The sequence below is a fragment of the Flavobacterium praedii genome, from assembly GCF_026810365.1.
Classification (GTDB): Bacteria; Bacteroidota; Bacteroidia; order Flavobacteriales; family Flavobacteriaceae; genus Flavobacterium; species Flavobacterium praedii.
The window spans coordinates 3,141,749-3,161,705 of sequence record NZ_CP113948.1; the positions used below are offsets into that span (position 1 = coordinate 3,141,749).

Annotated in this window: 19 protein-coding genes; 7 read left to right on the top strand and 12 right to left on the bottom strand. The window is 36.1% G+C overall.

Going from position 1 to position 19,957, the window contains the following annotated elements; all coding sequences use genetic code 11:
• Window positions 1-173: 173 nt before the first annotated feature.
• From OYT91_RS13305 to OYT91_RS13335, 7 genes are all read right to left on the bottom strand, one after another.
• Window positions 174-788 (bottom strand): outer membrane beta-barrel protein, encoded by a 615-nt coding sequence (locus OYT91_RS13305; RefSeq protein WP_281238352.1) that lies wholly within the window; start codon window positions 786-788, stop codon window positions 174-176.
• A 69-nt stretch (window positions 789-857) separates the two neighbouring features.
• Window positions 858-1,517 (bottom strand): CoA transferase subunit B, encoded by a 660-nt coding sequence (locus OYT91_RS13310; protein WP_281238353.1) that lies wholly within the window; start codon window positions 1,515-1,517, stop codon window positions 858-860.
• An 80-nt stretch (window positions 1,518-1,597) separates the two neighbouring features.
• Window positions 1,598-2,299, bottom strand: a complete 702-nt coding sequence (locus tag OYT91_RS13315; protein WP_281238354.1) for a CoA transferase subunit A — start codon at window positions 2,297-2,299, stop codon at window positions 1,598-1,600.
• 657 nt (window positions 2,300-2,956) lie between these two features.
• Complete coding sequence (locus OYT91_RS13320; RefSeq protein WP_269224400.1) at window positions 2,957-5,275, bottom strand: penicillin-binding protein 1A; 2,319 nt, start codon at window positions 5,273-5,275, stop codon at window positions 2,957-2,959.
• Between the two features lie 9 nt (window positions 5,276-5,284).
• Window positions 5,285-5,764, bottom strand: a complete 480-nt coding sequence (locus OYT91_RS13325) for a gliding motility lipoprotein GldH (protein ID WP_269224399.1) — start codon at window positions 5,762-5,764, stop codon at window positions 5,285-5,287.
• Entirely contained in the window at window positions 5,748-7,187 is a 1,440-nt protein-coding gene (locus tag OYT91_RS13330; protein WP_269224398.1) for a PSP1 domain-containing protein, read from the bottom strand. The genes OYT91_RS13325 and OYT91_RS13330 overlap by 17 nt, the downstream gene beginning before the upstream one ends.
• Window positions 7,188-7,850: 663 nt before the next feature.
• Complete coding sequence (locus OYT91_RS13335) at window positions 7,851-8,174, bottom strand: single-stranded DNA-binding protein (RefSeq protein ID WP_269224397.1); 324 nt, start codon at window positions 8,172-8,174, stop codon at window positions 7,851-7,853.
• 761 nt (window positions 8,175-8,935) lie between these two features.
• Here OYT91_RS13335 and OYT91_RS13340 point away from each other — a divergent pair.
• The 3 genes from OYT91_RS13340 to OYT91_RS13350 all read left to right on the top strand — a co-directional run bounded on the left by OYT91_RS13340 (window position 8,936) and on the right by OYT91_RS13350 (window position 13,459).
• The gene (locus OYT91_RS13340) at window positions 8,936-10,465 is read left to right on the top strand and encodes a bifunctional GNAT family N-acetyltransferase/carbon-nitrogen hydrolase family protein (RefSeq protein ID WP_269224396.1); all 1,530 of its coding nucleotides are present in this window, start codon (window positions 8,936-8,938) and stop codon (window positions 10,463-10,465) included.
• Between the two features lie 240 nt (window positions 10,466-10,705).
• Window positions 10,706-11,053, top strand: a complete 348-nt coding sequence (locus OYT91_RS13345; RefSeq protein WP_281238355.1) for a DUF2116 family Zn-ribbon domain-containing protein — start codon at window positions 10,706-10,708, stop codon at window positions 11,051-11,053.
• A gap of 12 nt (window positions 11,054-11,065) precedes the next feature.
• Window positions 11,066-13,459 carry a M20/M25/M40 family metallo-hydrolase gene (locus tag OYT91_RS13350; RefSeq protein ID WP_281238356.1) on the top strand — a complete coding sequence of 798 codons (2,394 nt, stop codon included), beginning with the start codon at window positions 11,066-11,068 and terminating at the stop codon, window positions 13,457-13,459.
• Window positions 13,460-13,640: 181 nt separating this feature from the next.
• On the opposite strand, the gene OYT91_RS13355 is transcribed toward OYT91_RS13350, so the two are convergent.
• The 3 genes from OYT91_RS13355 to OYT91_RS13365 form a co-directional block, all read right to left on the bottom strand.
• Window positions 13,641-14,048, bottom strand: a complete 408-nt coding sequence (locus OYT91_RS13355; protein WP_349293204.1) for a type II toxin-antitoxin system VapC family toxin — start codon at window positions 14,046-14,048, stop codon at window positions 13,641-13,643.
• On the bottom strand, window positions 14,042-14,281 hold the full coding sequence (locus OYT91_RS13360) for a hypothetical protein (RefSeq protein ID WP_281238357.1): 240 nt from the start codon (window positions 14,279-14,281) through the stop codon (window positions 14,042-14,044). The genes OYT91_RS13355 and OYT91_RS13360 overlap by 7 nt, the downstream gene beginning before the upstream one ends.
• An 88-nt stretch (window positions 14,282-14,369) precedes the next feature.
• Window positions 14,370-14,765, bottom strand: a complete 396-nt coding sequence (locus tag OYT91_RS13365; protein ID WP_281238358.1) for a rhodanese-like domain-containing protein — start codon at window positions 14,763-14,765, stop codon at window positions 14,370-14,372.
• A gap of 147 nt (window positions 14,766-14,912) precedes the next feature.
• Between OYT91_RS13365 and OYT91_RS13370 the strand changes: the two genes are divergently transcribed.
• From OYT91_RS13370 to OYT91_RS13385, 4 genes are read left to right on the top strand one after another with little or no spacing between them, the layout of a single operon-like run.
• Entirely contained in the window at window positions 14,913-15,803 is an 891-nt protein-coding gene (locus OYT91_RS13370; RefSeq protein ID WP_281238359.1) for a LysR family transcriptional regulator, read from the top strand.
• Window positions 15,800-16,249, top strand: coding sequence for a GNAT family N-acetyltransferase (locus OYT91_RS13375; RefSeq protein ID WP_281238360.1), 450 nt, complete (start codon window positions 15,800-15,802; stop codon window positions 16,247-16,249). The genes OYT91_RS13370 and OYT91_RS13375 overlap by 4 nt, the downstream gene beginning before the upstream one ends.
• Window positions 16,250-16,269: 20 nt before the next feature.
• Window positions 16,270-17,073, top strand: coding sequence for a Rossmann-fold NAD(P)-binding domain-containing protein (locus tag OYT91_RS13380; RefSeq protein WP_281238361.1), 804 nt, complete (start codon window positions 16,270-16,272; stop codon window positions 17,071-17,073).
• A gap of 1 nt (window position 17,074) precedes the next feature.
• On the top strand, window positions 17,075-18,025 hold the full coding sequence (locus OYT91_RS13385; RefSeq protein ID WP_281238362.1) for a DMT family transporter: 951 nt from the start codon (window positions 17,075-17,077) through the stop codon (window positions 18,023-18,025).
• A gap of 437 nt (window positions 18,026-18,462) precedes the next feature.
• Here the strand turns inward: OYT91_RS13385 and OYT91_RS13390 are convergent, their stop codons facing one another.
• Together OYT91_RS13390 and OYT91_RS13395 are read right to left on the bottom strand one after the other, a co-directional pair.
• The gene (locus OYT91_RS13390; protein ID WP_143378118.1) at window positions 18,463-18,693 is read right to left on the bottom strand and encodes a ferredoxin; all 231 of its coding nucleotides are present in this window, start codon (window positions 18,691-18,693) and stop codon (window positions 18,463-18,465) included.
• Window positions 18,693-19,934, bottom strand: coding sequence for a peptidase U32 family protein (locus tag OYT91_RS13395; RefSeq protein WP_281238363.1), 1,242 nt, complete (start codon window positions 19,932-19,934; stop codon window positions 18,693-18,695). Before OYT91_RS13395 ends, OYT91_RS13390 begins: the two co-directional genes overlap by 1 nt.
• Window positions 19,935-19,957 lie beyond the last annotated feature (23 nt).

Sequence of the window (19,957 nt, forward strand, 5' to 3'; positions counted from 1 at the left end):
TATTTTCTTAGGACTGTCTGCAAAGTGCACCAGAAGTATTTTTTCGCCACTGATTACACTAATTTTCACAGATTTTATAAGCATTATTAAAGAAATACGTCTAAATCTTTTTTTAATCTGTGGTTAACTTTTTCGTTTTGGTATTAGTCACGGATACGCATAATTTTTTAATATTATTTAAAGTTAAACCCAAGCACTGCACCTAATCCAAATTGAAAAGAATTAACATAAGTAGCCACTTGAACTGGTCCATACCAACCATTCCAATAGGTGTCATATCCTGTATGAATAACCATAGATTGCAATGTAGCTTGGAGACTTAAAGAAACTACGGAAGCCGTTTTGAATTTGACTCCACCTTTAATTTCCCAAGCAAAATTGTTGTCACTTCCTTGATTTGGTGTTTCTAAAATTCCAATTCCAATTCCACCACCTAGATATGGCACTGCATTTCCTCCGTTTTCAAAATAATGGTTTCCACTTAGTAAAATATAGTTAATAGCACCATTGTCATTACCGCTGCTTCTATTGGAACCCAAATAATAGAGTGGCATTGAAGTATCAATTCTTAAGTATTTGATCTCTACAGAATTTGATCTATGTGTAAAAAATTCTAAACCTGCACCATATTGTAAACCATCTCCAATAGTTGTGTATCCTCCATCAAAATCTACACGATCAGAAAAAACGTAACTACCATAAATATCTAGTGCAACGGAGCCTCTCTTTTGAGCCATCATACTTACCGAAACTAAAAACGCGATTGCTAATAAATTTAAATTTTTCATATTTATTTGTTTTGTTGGTTTTTAACAAATTTAGTTGAAAATCATAACATTACAAAAAATATGTTAAAATTAGTAAATCATCATTTCTGGAATATCTCCTTCTACAATTAAATCAGCTTCGGTAGCTGCGATAATATGTTCTACACTTACGCCCGGTGCTCGTTCTAATAATTTGAAACCTTTGGGAGTGATTTCTAAGACGGCCAATTCAGTCACTATTTTTTTTACGCAGCCCACGCCCGTTAAAGGTAAAGTGCATTTTTTTAAAATTTTGGATTCTCCTGCTTTGTTAACATGCATCATAGCCACGATAATATTTTCGGCAGAAGCCACAAGATCCATCGCCCCACCCATTCCTTTCACCATTTTTCCAGGGATTTTCCAGTTGGCAATATCGCCATTCTCAGAAACTTCCATGGCGCCGAGTATGGTCAAATCGACGTGTTGCCCGCGAATCATTCCGAAACTGGTAGCGGAGTCAAAAAAAGAAGCTCCTGGCAGAGTCGTAATGGTTTGTTTTCCGGCATTGATAATATCGGCATCTTCGTCTCCTTCAAAAGGAAAAGGCCCCATGCCTAGAACACCATTTTCGCTTTGAAATTCGACATCAATTCCTTTCGGAATATAATTAGCTACCAAAGTTGGTATTCCGATGCCTAGATTCACGAAATAACGGTCTTTTAATTCTTGTGCAATACGTTTTGCAATTCCTATTTTATCTAATGCCATTTTTTATTATTTAAGAAGTAAAAAAATCTAAAATTATAGCGCTGTGAAGACACTATTTTCTAATTTCAAAATCTAAAAATTTATTCTCTTTTCCGAGTCGTTCTTTGTTCAATACGCTTTTCATACTTTTCACCTTTAAAAATACGTTGCACAAAAATTCCAGGAATGTGAATTTGATTGGGATCCAAAGTTCCTGCTTCGACCAATTCTTCTACTTCAGCCACCGTGATTTTGGCAGCGCCACACATGCAAGGATTAAAATTTCTGGCCGTTCCTTTGAAAATAAGATTTCCCGCAGTATCCCCTTTCCAAGCTTTCACAATTGCAAAATCAGCTTTGAAAGCGTGTTCCATAATATGCATTTTACCATTAAATTCACGAACTTCCTTGCCTTCGGCCACTTCGGTTCCGTAACCTGCGGGAGTGAAAAAGGCGGGAATACCTGCTTGAGCCGCACGACATCTTTCGGCCAAAGTTCCTTGTGGGATAAGGTCTACTTCGAGTTCACCAGAAAGCATTTGACGTTCGAATTCGGCATTTTCTCCAACATAGGAAGAAATCATTTTTTTGATTTGTTTTTTTTGTAAAAGCAAACCAAGTCCAAAATCATCTACTCCTGCATTGTTAGAAATACAAGTAAGGTTTGTCGTTTCCTGTTGAACTAATTCGGCTATGGAATTTTCGGGAATGCCACACAATCCAAAACCACCAAGCATAAGGGTCATTCCATTTTCTATTCCTTGAAGGGCTTCTTGAACGGTATTTACTTTTTTGTTAATCATATTGTTTTGTTTAGAACTATATCGATTTCTTAATTGATTGTAAAGTTAGGTATTTTTTGATTTTCTATGAAAGATTATTATTTAAAGCATTAAAAAAACTACTTCAATTGTATATAATGAATCTATAAAGTGAATTTAGTAAAAGATTCGTATTGATTTGGAATTCGAAATTTTGTTAGTTTCCAGCATTTGCGTGAGGTATAGACGGCAATGTCATTAAGTTAAGAAAATAGTGCTGATTTTACTAGGATTGCCGAGTAACTTGTGTGATCTCTCCTTCGTCGAGATGACAAACTAACGCGATATTGGATATCTAAATTATCGCTTTTTGTCATTCCGAGGCACGAGGAATCACATAATAAGAGAACTCTAGTAGCTCTCAAGTACTAAAAAAACTCATTAAGTTAAGCTTTTATTTCTCGCCAAGACGCAAAGGCGCAAAGTTTAGAGCCTATTTCTTTGCGTCTTCACTTCTTTGCGAGAGTTGTATTATGAAAAAGCGTAGTGAGAAATCCTTAACTTAATAACATTGTGCGTGAGGGATAGACGGAAGCTACCGAAGTAGCCCAGATAGCCCGACCGCAATAAAAAAAGGGACAACTAGCACGTTATGCTGAGTTAGTCCCTTTTTTTATTGCTGTCACGCCCTACTATTTTTTACAAAGCAAATTCCTCTGTGTCTTGTTCTGGTGTAGCAGTTGTGTCTATTACTGTTGAAGCTCTACGCGTGTAACAATCTACTTTTATAGAAAGATTGGCTGGTCTTTCAAATGGTTCTTTGGATATATTTAAAGTTTTGTCTTCATAACATTTTTTCATATAGTAACCCCATATAGGTAATGCTTCTGCAGCACCTTGTCCGTAAGTAAGACTTTTGAAATGTGCTGAACGGTCTTCACAACCTACCCAAACACCTGTAACTAGATTGGGAACCATTCCCATAAACCATCCATCAGATTGATTTTGTGAAGTTCCTGTTTTTCCGGCAATTGGGTTGGTAAACATGTATGGATAACCGGTCCAGCGATTGTCACCACTACCGCCACCTTGAGTTCTAAGTCTTGCCCCAGAACCTGTTTCGGTAACTCCTTCTAAAAGTTTTATAACCGCAAAAGCAATATCTTTATTCAAAACATCATGAGATTCTGGAATTGGTTCGTAGATAACCTCACCACTTTTGTTTTCTATTTTCGATAAAAATTGAGGTTTGGTGTACACGCCTTGATTGGCGAAAGTACTAAAGGCTGCAACCATATCTTCTACCGTAATTTCAACTGCTCCCAAAGCAATAGAAGGCTGATTGATTATTTCGGATTTTACACCTAATTTATGTGTAAGTTCGATTACCGCTTCTGGACTAACTTTGTCGATTAATTTCGCAGATATGGTATTTATGGATTGTGCCAAAGCTTGTTTTAGCGTTACCATTCCACGGTATTTGTTATCTGAGTTTCTAGGTTCCCAATCTTCGGTAACATGATGACGCCCTTTTCGTATCATAAATGGTCCGTCAAGAATAGAGTCACAAGGAGACATGTTTAATTGTTCGATTGCCGTAGCATATACAAAGGGTTTAAAAGTAGAACCTACTTGTCTGGCTCCTTGGCCTACGTGATCGTATTGAAAATATTTGTAATTAATTCCACCGACCCAAACTTTTATATTTCCAGTTTGTGGCTCCATTGACATTACTCCCGATTGCAAAAAGTGTTTGTAATAGCGAATGGAATCCAGTGGAGTCATAATTGTATCCCTTTCCCCTTTCCAAGTAAAAACGGTCATTTTTGTTTTTTCACTAAAGGTTTTGATAATTTCATCATCACTTTTGTCTTGCTCCTTCAATGCACTCCATCTATGGGAAGATTTCATGGCTTGATTGATAATACGTTGCGTTTCTGCTTCCGAAATGTTTACAAAAGGAGCGTTTTTATTGTCTTTATTTTGAATGAAAAATTCCTCTTGCATATTAGCCATGTGAGCAGCAACAGCTTCTTCGGCATACGCTTGCATTCTTGAATCAATAGTGGTATAGATTTTAAGACCATCTTTGTAAATATCGTAATCTGATCCGTCAGGTTTCTTGTTGTCTTCCACCCATTTTTTCATATAATCACGAAGGTATTCTCTAAAATAAGTTGCGGTTCCTTCTCTATGGCTTTCCAATTTAAATTTCAAAGTAATAGGCAAACTTTGCAATTGATGTTTTTGATCTTCGGTAATAATATTTGCTTTTTCCATTTGCGAAAGCACCACATTTCTACGGTTTTTTACGCCAACAGGATTTTTTACAGGATTATAAAGTCCAGAGTTTTTAAACATTCCCACTAAAATAGCAGATTCGTCTATGGTTAAATCTTTGGGTTCTTTGGAGAAATACGTTTTTGCTGCTGAGCTAACTCCTACTGAGTAATTACCAAAATCATATACATTACAGTACATGGCGATGATTTCATTTTTGGTATATTGTCTTTCCAATCGAATGGCAATGATCCATTCTTTTATTTTTTGTACAATTCTAAAAGGCAAAAATTTAGAACCTTCACCATGAAATAATTGTTTGGCAAGTTGTTGAGATAAAGTACTGGCTCCACCGCTGGTTCCTAAACTGGCAATGGCTCTTAAAGTTCCTCTGCCATCAATACCCGAATGTTCATAAAAACGAGCGTCTTCTGTTGCAACTAGTGCTTGAACCAAGTTTTTGGGTAGATCAGAATATTTTAATGCCGAACGATTTTGCTTAAAATATTTACCCAATACCACTCCATCAGAAGAAATAATTTCGGTAGCCAAATTAGAATCTGGATTTTCTAAATCCTCAAAAGAGGGCATGGAACCAAAAAGCCCCCATGATGCAAAAAGGAAAAACAAGGCAATACTACCTAATCCATAAAAGAAAATTTTCCAAAATTTCTTGGAATAATATTTAACATCTTTTTCGATGCCTTTTGACTGTCCGTTATTTTTTTTAATAGCCATAATCGTGATCTATTCTTTGTTTTCTATTCTAAAACCTACTTCGGTAATTCCGTCTAAAAAAGCAACACCAGGTACTTTTCCGTTTTCTCGTACTGCTTGTTTGATGTGCACTTTATATTTTCCTCTAAAACGCACATTTTCTTTGTAATACAATTTACTTTCTTTAATATCAGTAAATCCATTGCCTAACAAAGTTCCGTCTGGATTGGCCATTTGATATTCTAAAGTATCCACTTTGGTGTATCCGTTTGGACTTTCTAAGGAAACAATTAAAAACAAATTGTTGTATTTGTAATTGCTGTTGTCTCTTAAATTCACAAATAAATCATATCGTTTTGTAGCATCTAAAACTGGCAAATCAAACGTAACAATACTGTCTTTATTCCAGGCACTTCCTACCGATTTATATTCATCAAAAACTCTTTTTTTGTCACATGAAAAAAGGAGTATTGTTACAAAAACCAGTAAAATACTATTCTTTATTCTCATTTTTTTTAATAATTATGGGTTTTCTAGGTTCGTCTGATTTGTTCTCAGTGTTTGCGGGCCGATTGTTGTTCGACTTTTTGCGATTGTTGTTTTTGTTGCGATTATTGTTCCTATTTGGGTTATTACCATTAGGATTTTCTTTTGCAGGATTTTCTTTTGCAGGATTTTCTTTAATAATAGAATTTACCTTTGACACAGGATTAATCTTTGTCCCAGGATTTGATTTTATCGGAGGGTTTGATTTTTGAATAGTCGGTTTGCTAGCATTGTTAGAAAGAATTACATTTTCACCAGCTACTCTAGGTTTTTTGTTTGGTTTTTTCTTTCTTTTGGGTTGGTCAAAACGTGTCAAACTTTCCTGACCCATCGCATTATTAAAGTTTTGCTCTGGTTCTGCAACTACTTCAATTGCATAATCTTCTAGCGATGAAACTTTGTTTTTTAACTTGTTTTCAGCTATAATTTCTTTGACCTGATCAATTTTTAAAATGTGCCAATTTGCAAAATTATTAGTATACGCAAACCACATTAAACCTTTGAAAATATCTTGCTTCTGACAAATGGCATCTCCTTTTTCGGTAACCAATTTGGTGTCAAATTCAGGAAAATCTTTTAAAGCATCCATATAAGTGTCCAATTCGTAATTCAAACAACACTTCAATTTGCCACACTGACCAGCCAGTTTTTGAGGGTTTAAAGACAATTGTTGATAGCGAGCTGCAGAGGTGTTAACACTTCTAAAATCCGTTAGCCAAGTCGAGCAACACAATTCTCTACCACACGAACCTATTCCGCCTAAACGAGCTGCCTCTTGACGAAAACCCACTTGTTTCATTTCGACTCTGGTACTGAATTCTTTTGCAAAATCTTTGATTAAAAGTCTAAAATCGACTCTGTCATTGGCAGTATAGTAGAAAGTAGCTTTGGAACCATCGCCTTGAAATTCAATGTCTGAAATTTTCATTTCCAGTTTTTGGGCAATCGCCAATTCTCGTGCACGCACTTTCATTGGTTCTTCCTTATTTCTGGCTACGGTCCAAATATCGATGTCTTTTTGAGTAGCTTTTCGGTACACTTTAGGTACTTCGTTGCTTAAATGATTGACTCCTTTTTTCTTCATTTGAATTTTTACCAATTCGCCTGTAAGTGTCACAATTCCAATATCGTGTCCTGGAGAAGCAACAGTTGCTACTATATCTCCCATACTCAAAGTCAATTTATCAGTGTTGCGATAAAACTCTTTTCTTCCGTTTTTGAATCGTACTTCAACACAATCAAATGGAGCTTCTCCGTTGGGTAAACTCATGTTCGAAAGCCAATCAAAAACCGTTAATTTATTGCAGCTATCGGTGCCGCAAGTCCCATTATTTTTACAACCCTTTGGTGCGCCACCATCTGAAGTTGAACAACTTGTACATGCCATAATGATATATGTAGTATTGCTATTGAAGCAATTTAAGTTCGTATTACGTTTAATGGGTAAAGATAGTATTTTTTTGGTTTATGTTACAAGGGGTAAAAAAGGCTAAAAATCATAAATTTATATTAAACTCTGATTTGGGATTAGAAATCTACAAAAACTGGATTCTATTTCAAATCCAGGTATTTATTGCTATTTTAAAATCGAAAGACAGAAGTAATAGTACATTGGTTATTATTTATTTTGGCATTCACTGAACTTCGTTTTCTTCATTAAAATAGTCCTTCAGCACTTGTTTTTATTGGTTAATCCAACTTCATAACAAAATCTGATGCAGAATCGGGGTAAAAGAATATGATTGATTGACAAGCTTAAACGTAATTTTAAATGTTTTTTAAAGATGTCATTTTCATAGATAAGAAAAGATTAAATCTCATAAAACTATTTTGAACTAAAAAAAGAGTCTCTTTCTAAACTGCAGCCAAAAAGTATAATCCTTTTAGCGCAGTCCATTGGAGACTCTTTTTGGAAAATGAATGTTTCTTTTTGAAGGATTGTCAAACTGTTTTTAAATGCCTACTGTTGAATAAAAGTAAATTTTAAAACAGAATTCTTTTTTTATAAACAATCCTCAAAGATTTATTTCTAGAACTTATTTTTTGGGTTTTATTTCCCTAGTAACATAATTTCGTTTACAACCACTTCGGTGATATAACGTTTTTCACCGTTTTTGTCGTCGTAGCTTCTGTGGGTTAGTTTGCCTTCAACGGCAATTTGTTTTCCTTTGGTCACAAATTTTTCGATAATCTCGGCCGTTTTTCCCCAAGCGACTACCGTGTGCCATTCCGTTTGTTCAACGCGTTCTCCTTTGTCGTTTTTGTAACTGTCATTGGTAGCGATAGTCAAACTGGCTAATTTTTTTCCTCCTTCAAAAGATTTGATGATTGGGTCGTTTCCTACGTTTCCGATTAATTGCACTCTGTTTTTCATGGCGTGTAAAATTTAAATATTAGTGTGTATATGATAGTTTTTTGAAATTGACATTGCTATTGTTATTGCTCTGTATCATTTCGACAGGGCAAAGATGCGACAGCCTCAAAATATTATTCGGTTGCTAACTGCTTACTTTCGGTTGTAAATATTTGTAACCGTTTGTAAATGGAAAATTTTGAGTATATTTGGGAGTTGGCAAAAAATAAAAATTTACAAATCTTGAATTGCCTCCTGATTTAGCAACTGAGATTAGGCCACAGAACCCGATAGCTCAATGTCATTAAGTTAAGGGTTTCTCACTACGCTTTTTCAAAATATAACTCTCGCAAAGACGCGAAGACGCCAAGAAATCGACTCTTAACTTTGCGCCTTTGCGTCTTGGCGAGAAAAAAAGCTTAACTTAATGACATTGCCCGATAGCTATCGGGACAGATTAAACGGATTCTACACGGATAAAAAATCGAGCGTATACCATGATTAGTGTTTGGAAAGTTTGAAATTAAAAATCTATGCTAATCCGTTTCATCCGTATTATCTCTGGCTAATTTTAAAAGTGTTAGGATGGAAAACAAAAACAAAACCATAAATCCTGACTAGCCCTGATTGCAGTGAAAATCCTTTTTTGTCTCGTCTTTTTCGAGACAAAAAAGATTGAAACAAAAAGCAGGAACCCATGCCTACAAATAAAGCCTATTGATTGGCTCCAAAAAATAAAATGATGTTGCTTTTAACTAATTATTCACCTAAAATTCTCCATTATGCAGGCCAAAATAAAAAAAGTAGAATTGCGGAATTTAGCTTTTGAGGATTACAAACAACTCAAAAACTCAATGGTGGAATCGTATCCAGAAATGGCCGATTCCTATTGGCGCGCCAATGATATTGAAAAGTTATTGAGTGTTTTTCCCGAAGGACAATTGGTTATTTTGGTCGACGGAAAAGTGGTGGGTTCTGCTCTATCACTGATTGTCGACGAAAAACGAGTTGATAAAAACCATAATTATTTGCAAATAATTGGCGATTATACGTTTTCGACTCACAACCCGAATGGGGAAATATTGTACGGAATCGATGTTTTTATCCATCCCAGTTATCGTGGTTTGCGTTTGGGCAGGCGTTTGTATGATGCCCGCAAAGAATTGTGCGAACAGTTGAACCTCAAAGCGATTGTTTTTGCCGGCCGGATTCCGAGTTATGGTCAACATGCCGATAAAATGACGCCCAAAAAATACATTGAGAAAGTAAAAAGCAAACAATTGCACGATCCGGTGCTTTCGTTTCAGTTGAGTAATGATTTTCATGTGCTTCGAATCATAAAAAATTATTTAGAGGGTGATGAAGACTCCAAAGAATTTGCTGTTTTGCTGGAATGGAACAACATCTATTTTGACGAAAGTCCAAGACTGATAAATACGGAGAAAAATGTGATTCGGCTAGGGCTAATTCAATGGCAAATGCGTTTACTGGGTAATCTCGAAGCGTTATTTGAACAATCGGAGTTCTTTATTGATGTGGTTTCGGGCTATACTTGTGATTTTGCGGTGTTTCCCGAATTATTCATTGCACCTTTAATGGCCGATTACAACCATTTGACCGAAGCGGAAGCGATTCGAGAATTGGCCAAACACTCAGAACCCATTCGGAAACGGTTTCAGGAACTGGCTATTTCGTATAATATCAATATTATTTCGGGAAGTATGCCGTATCTGGAAAATGGGGATTTGTATAATGTTGGGTTTCTATGTAAAAGAGATGGAACCTTTGAAATGTATACCAAAATTCACATTACTCCAAACGAAGCGCAACATTGGGGAATGAAAGGCGGATCCGAAATTAAGACTTTTGACACCGATTGTGGCAAAATTGGAATTATGATTTGTTATGATGTCGAGTTTCCCGAAGTGGCGAGAATTATGGCCGATGAAGGCATGAATATTCTATTTGTGCCTTTCTTGACCGATACCCAAAACGCCTACATCCGGGTAAAACATTGCGCGCAAGCACGAGCAATAGAAAACGAATGTTATGTTGCTATTGCAGGTTGTGTGGGAAATTTGCCTAAAGTAAATAATATGGATATACAATATGCACAAGCGGCGGTTTTTACGCCTTCGGATTTTGCGTTTCCAAGCAATGGAATCAAAGCCGAAGCTACTCCGAATACCGAAATGACTTTGATTGTTGATGTCGATTTGAGATTGCTGAAAGAATTGCACGAACATGGAAGCGTGAGAATCCTAAAAGACAGAAGAACCGACTTGTATGAAATAAAAAAGATTAAAAATTGAGATTATATTCGAAATTAATTTTAAACATATAAGTCATATAATTTCTTAATTTAAATACAAATAGAGTGAAATTAAAAGTTCATTTAAGGATAAGAACGAAACTTAACAAAGATGGTTTCCAGCTTATATTCTCTTTTCCCAATCTATTAACGAGCTTATTTTTTATTTAAACTTATATGACTTATATGGTAAGCATTTTTCCGGATTGATTTAAAAATAATAGCCTTAAAAAATAAAATTATGAAAACCTGCCTCGAATGTGGAGATCCCATTGTAGGTCGTGAAGACAAAAAATTCTGCAGCGATGGTTGCCGGAATGCCTACAATAACAAAATAAATAAGGATAGTACGAATTATATGCGCAATATCAACAACAAATTGCGCAAAAATTACCGAATTTTGTCGGAACTGAATGTGGAGGGAAAATCGAAAACGACTCGTGCCAAGTTGATGAGCAAGGGTTTTGATTTTGAGTTTTTTACCAATGTTTTGAATACCAAAACGGGTAATACCTACTATTTCCTGTATGACCAAGGCTATATGGTTTTGGACAATGATTTTTATATGCTCGTTAAAAAAGATATTTAATACCTACAAATAATGAAAAAGAATTATTCCTCTATTATAACTGTTGTCATCATCCTTGGGATTTTGGGGTTTTTATTTGCAACCCTTATGCCTTCGTGGTCACCAAATGAGGACAAAAAAGTTACGGAGTTTTCAACTAGCAGAGCCTTGGAACACATCAATGCGATTGCGAAACAACCGCATTATGTAGGTACCAAAAACCATGAAGTTGTGGCCAACTACATCATCAAAGAATTGCAAAAACTGGGGCTGGAAACAACGGTTCAAGAAGGCTTTACGCTGAGCGATTGGGGGAATTTAGTAAAATCCAAAAACATAATGTGCCGCATCGAAGGCACTAAAAATACCAAAGCATTGCTCCTGCTCTCACATTATGACAGTGCACCACATTCGGTTTCGCACGGAGCGAGTGACGATGCGTCGGGCGTAGCGACTATTCTGGAAGGCGTTCGTGCCTTTTTGAATGCCAAAACCAAACACCAAAACGACATCATAATTCTTTTTACCGATGCAGAAGAATTGGGATTGAATGGTGCCGCGCTTTTCGTGACCCAACACCAATGGGCTAAGGAAGTTGGATTGGTATTAAACTTTGAAGCCCGAGGTTCTTCGGGACCGAGTTATATGCTGATGGAAACCAACAAAGGAAATGCAGGTTTGGTCAAAGAATTTGCCAAAGCAGGCGCTACCTATCCCGTTTCGAATTCATTGATGTACAGCATTTACAAAATGTTACCGAATGATACCGACTTAACGGTTTTTAGAGAGCAAGGTGACATACAAGGATTTAATTTTGCTTTTATCGACGACCATTTTAATTATCATACTGCTCAAGATGATGTGGCACATTTGGACAAAAGCACCTTGAAACACCAAGGTTCTTATTTGATGCCATTGTTGAATTATTTCTCGAATGCCGACTTGAATGCGACAACTTCGACAACCGATGATGTGTATTTCACGATTCCGTTTACGTTTATCAGTTATCCTTTTGACTGGGTGCTACCAATGACACTGATCGCTGCTGGTTTACTACTGATTTTAGTATTTCTGGGCAAAGCCAAAAGAATGCTAAAGTTGAATGATATTATGAAAGGCTTCTTTCCGTTTTTGGGTGCTTTGCTTTTTACCGGATTGATCACGTATTATGGATGGCAAGGATTATTGTTGTTGAATCCACAATACAATGATTTACTCAATGGCTTTACATACAATGGTCACGATTACATTGCTGCTTTTGTATTATTGAGCCTTTCCATTTGCTTTTTCTTTTATCAAATTGCTTCCAAACCAAAAGTAACGATGAACCATTATGTGATTCCACTAGTGTTTTGGATTGTGCTGAATGGTTTTCTGGCCAATAGTTTACGCGGTGCAGGGTTTTTGATTATTCCAGTATATTTTGGGTTGGTTGCTTTTGCAGTTTTTGTCTTTAGCCAAAGATCCAATTGGATTGTAAACCTCATCTGTGGAATTCCAGCGTTGCTCATTATTGCTCCATTTATTCAAATGTTTCCAGTAGGTTTGGGATTGAAAGTGTTATTCGGAAGTGCAATTTTGACCGTTTTGGCATTTGCCTTGTTGTTGCCAATTTTTGGTGCTTTTACCAAAAAAGGAAGCTGGTCTTTATTGTTCTTTTTACTAGCAATTGCCTTTTTGGGCAAAGCACAATACCATTCGGGTTACGAATTGGGGGAGGCCAAATCCAATAGTTTGGTGTATTTGTATAATGGAGACACGAATAAAGCCTATTGGGTAACTTATGATACTAATCTCGATTCTTGGACAAAAGGTTATTTGGGTGAAAACCCGAAAAGTGCGAAGACCTTGAATAATTTGAAGTTGTTTAGCAAATACAATTCGGAGTTCACCTATGCTGCTGAAGCGCCAAACAAAGGAATTGCCAAACCAACGATTACTTTTTTACAAGATAGCATAGTGGGTTTCAAAAGGTATTTAAAAATTCAAATCACTCCAAACCGAAAGGTAAATCGCTATGATATTTTTGCTGATGAAATTATGACATTTTTCAATTTCAAAGCCAATGGAGTAAGTACTTTGGGGCAAAAAGGAACCGAATTGGAACGAAAAGGCAAAAAATTATTGAGCTATTATGTAGTCAACAATGAACCACTTGTTTTGCAATTTACCATAAACAGAGCAACGATTCTCAATATGGATGTTATGGAAAGTTCTTTTGATTTGATGGTCAATCCAATTTTTTCAATGACTCCAAGAGAAGATTGGATGATGCCAACTCCTTTTGTATTGAATAATGCGGTAGTTATTACGCAAAAAATTAAGCGAACTCTGAAATACATTGCGCCTATTGCGAATCCAGTTTTAATAAAACCAGAAGTGGCAGATAGTTTGAAAGTGGTCAAGGATAGTTTAAGGGTGAGATAAAAGGGATGATGTCACAAATTGTGATTACATACTAATAGACTTTTCTCAAAGGTTACAAATTGTGACCTTTGAGAAATTTAAAAATTTAAAAAATATGCGGTCACAAATTCTGATTGCTATCAAGCCTAACAAAAAAAGGAATGCATCGAAAACAATTTACTCAAGTTTATAGCAGTTCTATTTATTTTCGAAACCAATTTTCCATTTTAATTCCGTCTATATTCTCAAAATCTTTTGTGTTGTCTGTAACTAATGTCAATTTATTTACTACTGAAGTTACTCCAATTAACAAGTCAAATTCATCATTAATAGGTTTTCCTAATTTTCTTAAACGGACTTTTTCCTTAGCATATTTTTTAACGGAACTGTAGATTGGAATTATGGATATTCCGCTTACAAATAAGTCTACAGCTTTATGTGATTTTGTTGAATTTTCACTGTTTTCAGCTCCGAACCGAAGCTCAAAAACTGTTATTTCAGAGATGAAGCAGTTCTCTTTTCCTTTTTGTTTGATAATTTCATCTAAATTAAATTTTCCTCTTAAAAAGAAAACACAAATGTTTGTGTCTAATAAATATTGTATTAGAATTTAATTTCTTTGGTTCTAAATTTTCTACTGGATTTAATTTCTTTTATAATTTCTTCTGCTGGTTTTTCGGAGCCGAAAGCTCCAAAAGATTCAAAAAAGCTATCTTTCTTGGAAGTTTTTTCTCTTTTTAAAGATCTAGTCAAACTTTCAATTAATTCAATTTTTGTTAATGAATTTAATCCTTCAAATAACATTGAATAGTTTTCTATAATATTTTTGTCAGTATAACTCATAAATATAATCTTTTTGTAAAGTTATGAATTCTTTTTTGTTTACAGAATTTTTCGGTAATATAACAACTAACTGTTAATTTCATTCCAATCAACAAGCACACTCAAATTTCTCTCCGTCTTTTTTCCCGCTCGTTCCCTCAGTTGCGTAACCGTCAAATTTCCACCATTCGATTCCGCCTATTAATTCTTTTACTTTAAATCCCAACTTGGTCATATTCAAGGCGCCTTTTGTAGATGCATTACAACCAATTCCATCACAATAAGTCACATACAAAACTTCTCTATCTAAATCAGCAGTGGTTTCAGGACTCATTTCGCGATGCGGAATGTTAATCGCATTTGGAATATGTTCCGCTTCAAATCCAAATGCTTTTCGGGCATCGAGAGCGATAACTTTTTCTCCATTGTTCAACGCATCAAATAAATCCGATGGATCCATTTCGAAGGCTAGTTTGTTTTCATAATGTTTTACCTGTGCATCCATAATATTTTGTTTTTTAGTGTTATTGACAATCCAAAATTAAGCCAACTAAATTTATCATAAAAACGAAAAGAATTCATGAGATAGATGAATTCTTTTCATGCAAATCCAAGTAGAAATTTTGTTCCTTTGTGAAAACAATTCTCAAAAATGGAAATCAGACATTTAAGATTGATAAAAGCAATTGTCGAAGAAGGGAGCATCACCAAAGCGATTGACAAACTGCATTTGACACAATCGGCCTTGAGCCACCAACTCAAAGAAGCCGAATATCAGCTGGGTACGAAGATTTTTTTGAGAACCAATAAAAAACTAATTCTGACCAAAGCTGGCGAGAAATTGTACGAAGTTGCCAATGAGATTCTCGATAAACTTTCGGAAACAGAATTACAAATTAAGCAAATGGTTTTCGGTGAATTTGGCGAAATACGAATCAGCACCGAATGCTTTTCGAGTTACCATTGGTTGCCCTCGGTTTTGAAGCAATTTCATCATTTGTATCCAAATGTCGAATTAAAAATTGTTACCGAAGCCACCCATTATCCGTTGCAAAAACTGCTGGATAATATAATCGACATTGGAATAGTCAGCGACCAGATCAAAGATGACAGAATAAAATACTTAGAACTTTTTCAGGATGAAGTCATGATGGTTGTATCTGAAAATCATCCTTGGACCAATAAGAAATATGTAGTTCCCGAAGATTTTGCCAATGAACATTTAATCATTCATTCGCTACCGATGGAAACAGTTACGATTCATCAAATGGTTTTGGCTCCGGCAAAAATAACGCCGAAAAAAATAACCGCATTGCCTCTTACCGAAGCCTCCATCGAAATGGTTAAGGCTGACATGGGTATAATGTCTATGGCAAAATGGGCGTTGCAGCCTTATTTAAAAAACAGTTCCATAAAAGCCATCAAAATCGGTAAAAACGGACTGAAAAGAAAACATTTCATCGCTATTAGAACTGAAAAGGAATATCCGGACTATTTCAACCATTTTATTGGCTTTTTACAAACCGAAATCAATCTGCAATGAACTATTTAATTCGAGATTGCCAACCAAAAGATTTGAATGCAGTAGTCCAACTATGTCAAAAACATGCTGAATATGAAAGAGCCACTTTTAATCCGATTGGAAAAGAAGATGGACTTAAAAATGCCTTGTTTGCTGAGCAACCCAAATTATTTTGTTTGGTTGTCCAAGTCGATGAAACAATCGTTGGCTATGCCACTTATACTTTTGATTTCTCCACTTGGGATGCCACCACTTTTATGTACATGGATTGTTTGTTTCTTGAAGAAGAAGCCCGCGGTTTTGGGATTGGTGAGGCCTTAATCGAAAAATTAAAACAGATTGCAATAGCAGAAAATTGCATTAACATACAGTGGCAAACGCCAAAATTCAATGAGCGCGCGATTAAATTCTACCATCGCATTGGCGGGACGGGAAAAGAAAAAGTGCGTTTTTTTCTTGATTTATAATGGGTAACAAAAAAAACAAAATGACACAAATAAGCATATTAGGTTGCGGTTGGTTGGGTTTGCCTTTGGCGGAAGACTTACTAGCAAATGAATTTTTAGTGAAAGGTTCCACTACATCCGAAAGTAAACTCGCAATATTAGAAAAATTAGAAATTAAACCCTTTTTGATTGCTCTTTCAGAAGACAAACCAATTGGAGACTTTACTGATTTTCTAAAAGATTCATCAATTTTAATTATTGATATTCCGCCAAAACTCCGCGGTATAGAGAAAGAAAACTTTGTTTCCAAGATTAAAAACACAATTCCGTTTATCGAAAAATCGACGATTACCAACGTACTTTTTGTAAGTTCTACTTCAGTTTACGGTGAGGCCAAACAAACCATTTCAGAAAATACCACTCCAAAACCCGATACCGAAAGTGGCAAACAATTGCTAGAGGTAGAATCGCTTTTGCAAAGTAATCCCCATTTCAAAACCACCATTCTCCGTTTTGGCGGGCTCATAGGAGAAGACCGAAATCCAACCAAGTTTATGGCAGGAAAAGTAAATATTGAAAACCCAGAAACCCCAATCAACTTTATTCATCAAGAAGATTGTATTGGGATCATCTTAAAAATAATAGCTACCGATTCTTGGAACGAAATCTTCAACGGTGTTAGTCCATTTCATCCCTCAAGAGAAAAATATTATACTCAAAAAGCATCCGAATTAGGTTTACCTTTGCCTCAATTTGATCACTCCAAACCATCAGTTGGCAAACTGATTCTAAGTGATAAAGTAGAAACAATTTTAGGTTATTCCTTTATTAAAACCAATTTATAAATTGAGAACAAAAATACAAAACGCTTTTAAATCAAGAGTTAACGCTATCGGATTGCCCTTTTTGGCTTTGTGTTGGGTAAGTTTCTTTTGGGGAACGACTTGGCTGGCTTCCAAAGAAGGGGTCAAACACATGCCCGCATTACAACTCGCAGGAATAAGACAATTTATTGGTGGTTCCTTATATCTTACTTTTTTCCTCTTGAAGAAAACACCTTGGCCTAAAGGAAAACAATGGAAAAGCATTATTATTCTTAGTTTGCTCAATTTTGTTTTAAGCAACGGACTCAGCACTTGGGGCGTGAAATACATCAGTAGCGGACTGGGCGCTATCATTGGCGCTATGGTTCCTTTGTGGATTGTGTTCATCAGCTTTTTTAAAGGCGAAAGAATCACTAGATTAGCCGTTTTAGGAATTATAATCTGTTTTGGTGGCGTTTGTGTTATTTTTTATGAACACCTACTCGATTTTTTAAAATCTGATTTTCAATTTGGAATCGTACTTTCGATAGCGGCAACCATAACTTGGGCTTTTGGAACCTTGTACACAAAGAAAAAAGCAGCTAGTTTCAATCCCTATTTCAGCTTAGGACTGCAAATGTTTATCTCCAGTATTTTCCTGTTTGCTTTTGTTGGAGCAACGGGTTCAAGCATTCCGCTTTCTGAAATTCCATTAAATTCATGGTTATCCATTGCCTATTTGGTAATCATTGGTTCCGTTTTAACCTTTATTGCATTTATCTATGCTTTGCAAAACCTACCTACAGAATTGAGTAGTTTGTATGCCTATGTCAATCCGATAGTAGCGGTTATTTTGGGTTCTTTTATCTTTGGTGAACCATTAACGACTGCCATCGTCTTTGGCGGAAGCGTAACATTATTTGGCTTATATCTAATAAATTATGCCATGCGAAAAAAGAAAAACAGCAGTGAACCCATTACTGAGATTAGCTAAATTAGTGCTAAAAATAAGCGATAAAAAATATTAGGAGCGAATGATTGGGCATTTTTAACATACATCGTTCCTGCCATTATTCCTAAACTTGCGAGCCGAACCCCGGCTCACAAGGTTTATCCCTTATGTCAGGGCTAAAAGAAAACAATAGGCATTTTTGGGAATAATTAATTGTGATCAGTTGATAGTTAAACCCACGTAATTTATTGATTAATTGGCTACAGGCCAATGTCATTAAGTTAAGCTTTGTTTTTTCTCGCAAAGACGCAAAGTTAAGAGCCATTTCTTTGCGTCTTCGCGTCTTTGCGAGAGTTATATTTTGAAAAAGCGTAGTGAGAAACCCTTAACTTAATGACATTGAGCTATAGGCCTAAAAAAACAAACCTATTCCATTTCAAAACGGAATAGGTTTTTTTAGATTTACAGCAAAGAAAATTTTACGTTTCCTTCACCGAAATAATTTTCACAGGACAGGCTTTAGCAGCCAATTCACAACTTTCGACTATAGTGTGGTCAGGTGATTTCAAGGTATAAAACCCTTTGGCATTTACACTCTTAATCAACACCGATTTTCCGTCTTTTTTAGACATCTGGAATTGAACGGGTGCCATTTCTACACAATAATTGCACCCAATACATTTGTCTCTTTGCAGTGTTACAATAACCATTAGGCTTCCACTATTTTATATAATTTGTCGGACATACGAATTCTGAAAGGCAGTTTGAAAGTACAATCGTCTCCTTTTGTGGCTTTCTCGGCCGTAACGTCATTCACATACATTTCTTCGATGATCATTTCCTGCGCTCCCGTGCTTGGACCCGTCACCAATATTTTGTCGCCAACTTTGATATCGTAGGCTTCAATTTTGAATTGACCAATGGCTGCTTTTGGAAAAAAATGAGTTCCTTTCCCCACATACACTTTCTTCTGCGTCGCTACCGATCCCGAAACATCGCTCCACTCTCCCAATTCTTGACCAAGGTAATATCCTGCCCAAAAACCACGATTGTAAACGGTGTTCAATGCTTCCATCCAAACCGTTACTTTTTCTTTCGAGAAAGTACCTTCGTAATAACTATCAATCGCTTCACGATACGTTTTGATAACCGTTGCCACATATTCTGGAGCACGTCCGCGGCCTTCAATTTTAAGGACTTGAATACCGGAATCAATTACTTGATCCAGAAAATCCAGTGTACATAAATCTTTTGGCGACATTAGATATTCGTTGTCCACTTCGATTTCAAAACCAGTTTCCTGATCGATAACCGTGTATTTCTTGCGGCAATTTTGTTTACAAGCGCCTCGGTTTGCAGAGGAATTGTTGGAATGTAAACTCAAATAACATTTCCCGGAAACTGCCATACACAAAGCACCGTGACCAAAGATTTCAATTTCTACCAAATTCCCGTTAGGCCCTTTGATTTGTTCTTTTTCGATTTGAGCAGTAATGCTTTTTACTTGTCGTAAACTCAATTCTCGACTCAAAACCATTGTATCGGCAAATAGACTGTAGAACCGAATGGTTTCAATATTCGTAACGTTCAATTGGGTCGAAATATGTACCTCCATTCCGATTCCCCTTGCCATAGCAATCACAGCTTGATCCGAAGCGATTACAGCCGTTATATTCGCCTCTTTGGCTTTTGCCAACAATGTCTTTACTACCGATAAATCGTGATCGTAAATGATGGTGTTTAGCGTTAAATAACTTCTAACATTTTTGGCTTCGCAACGACGGGCGATTTCTGGTAAATCTTCCATCGTGAAATTTACAGTGGCACGAGCGCGCATGTTCAATTGTTCTACACCAAAGTAAACGGAGTCCGCTCCGTTGTCTAATCCTGCTTGTAACGACTCGAAGTTTCCTGCAGGAGCCATTAATTCTATTTTGTTGTTTGTTGTCATTTTGTGTGAAATAAACCTTTGTC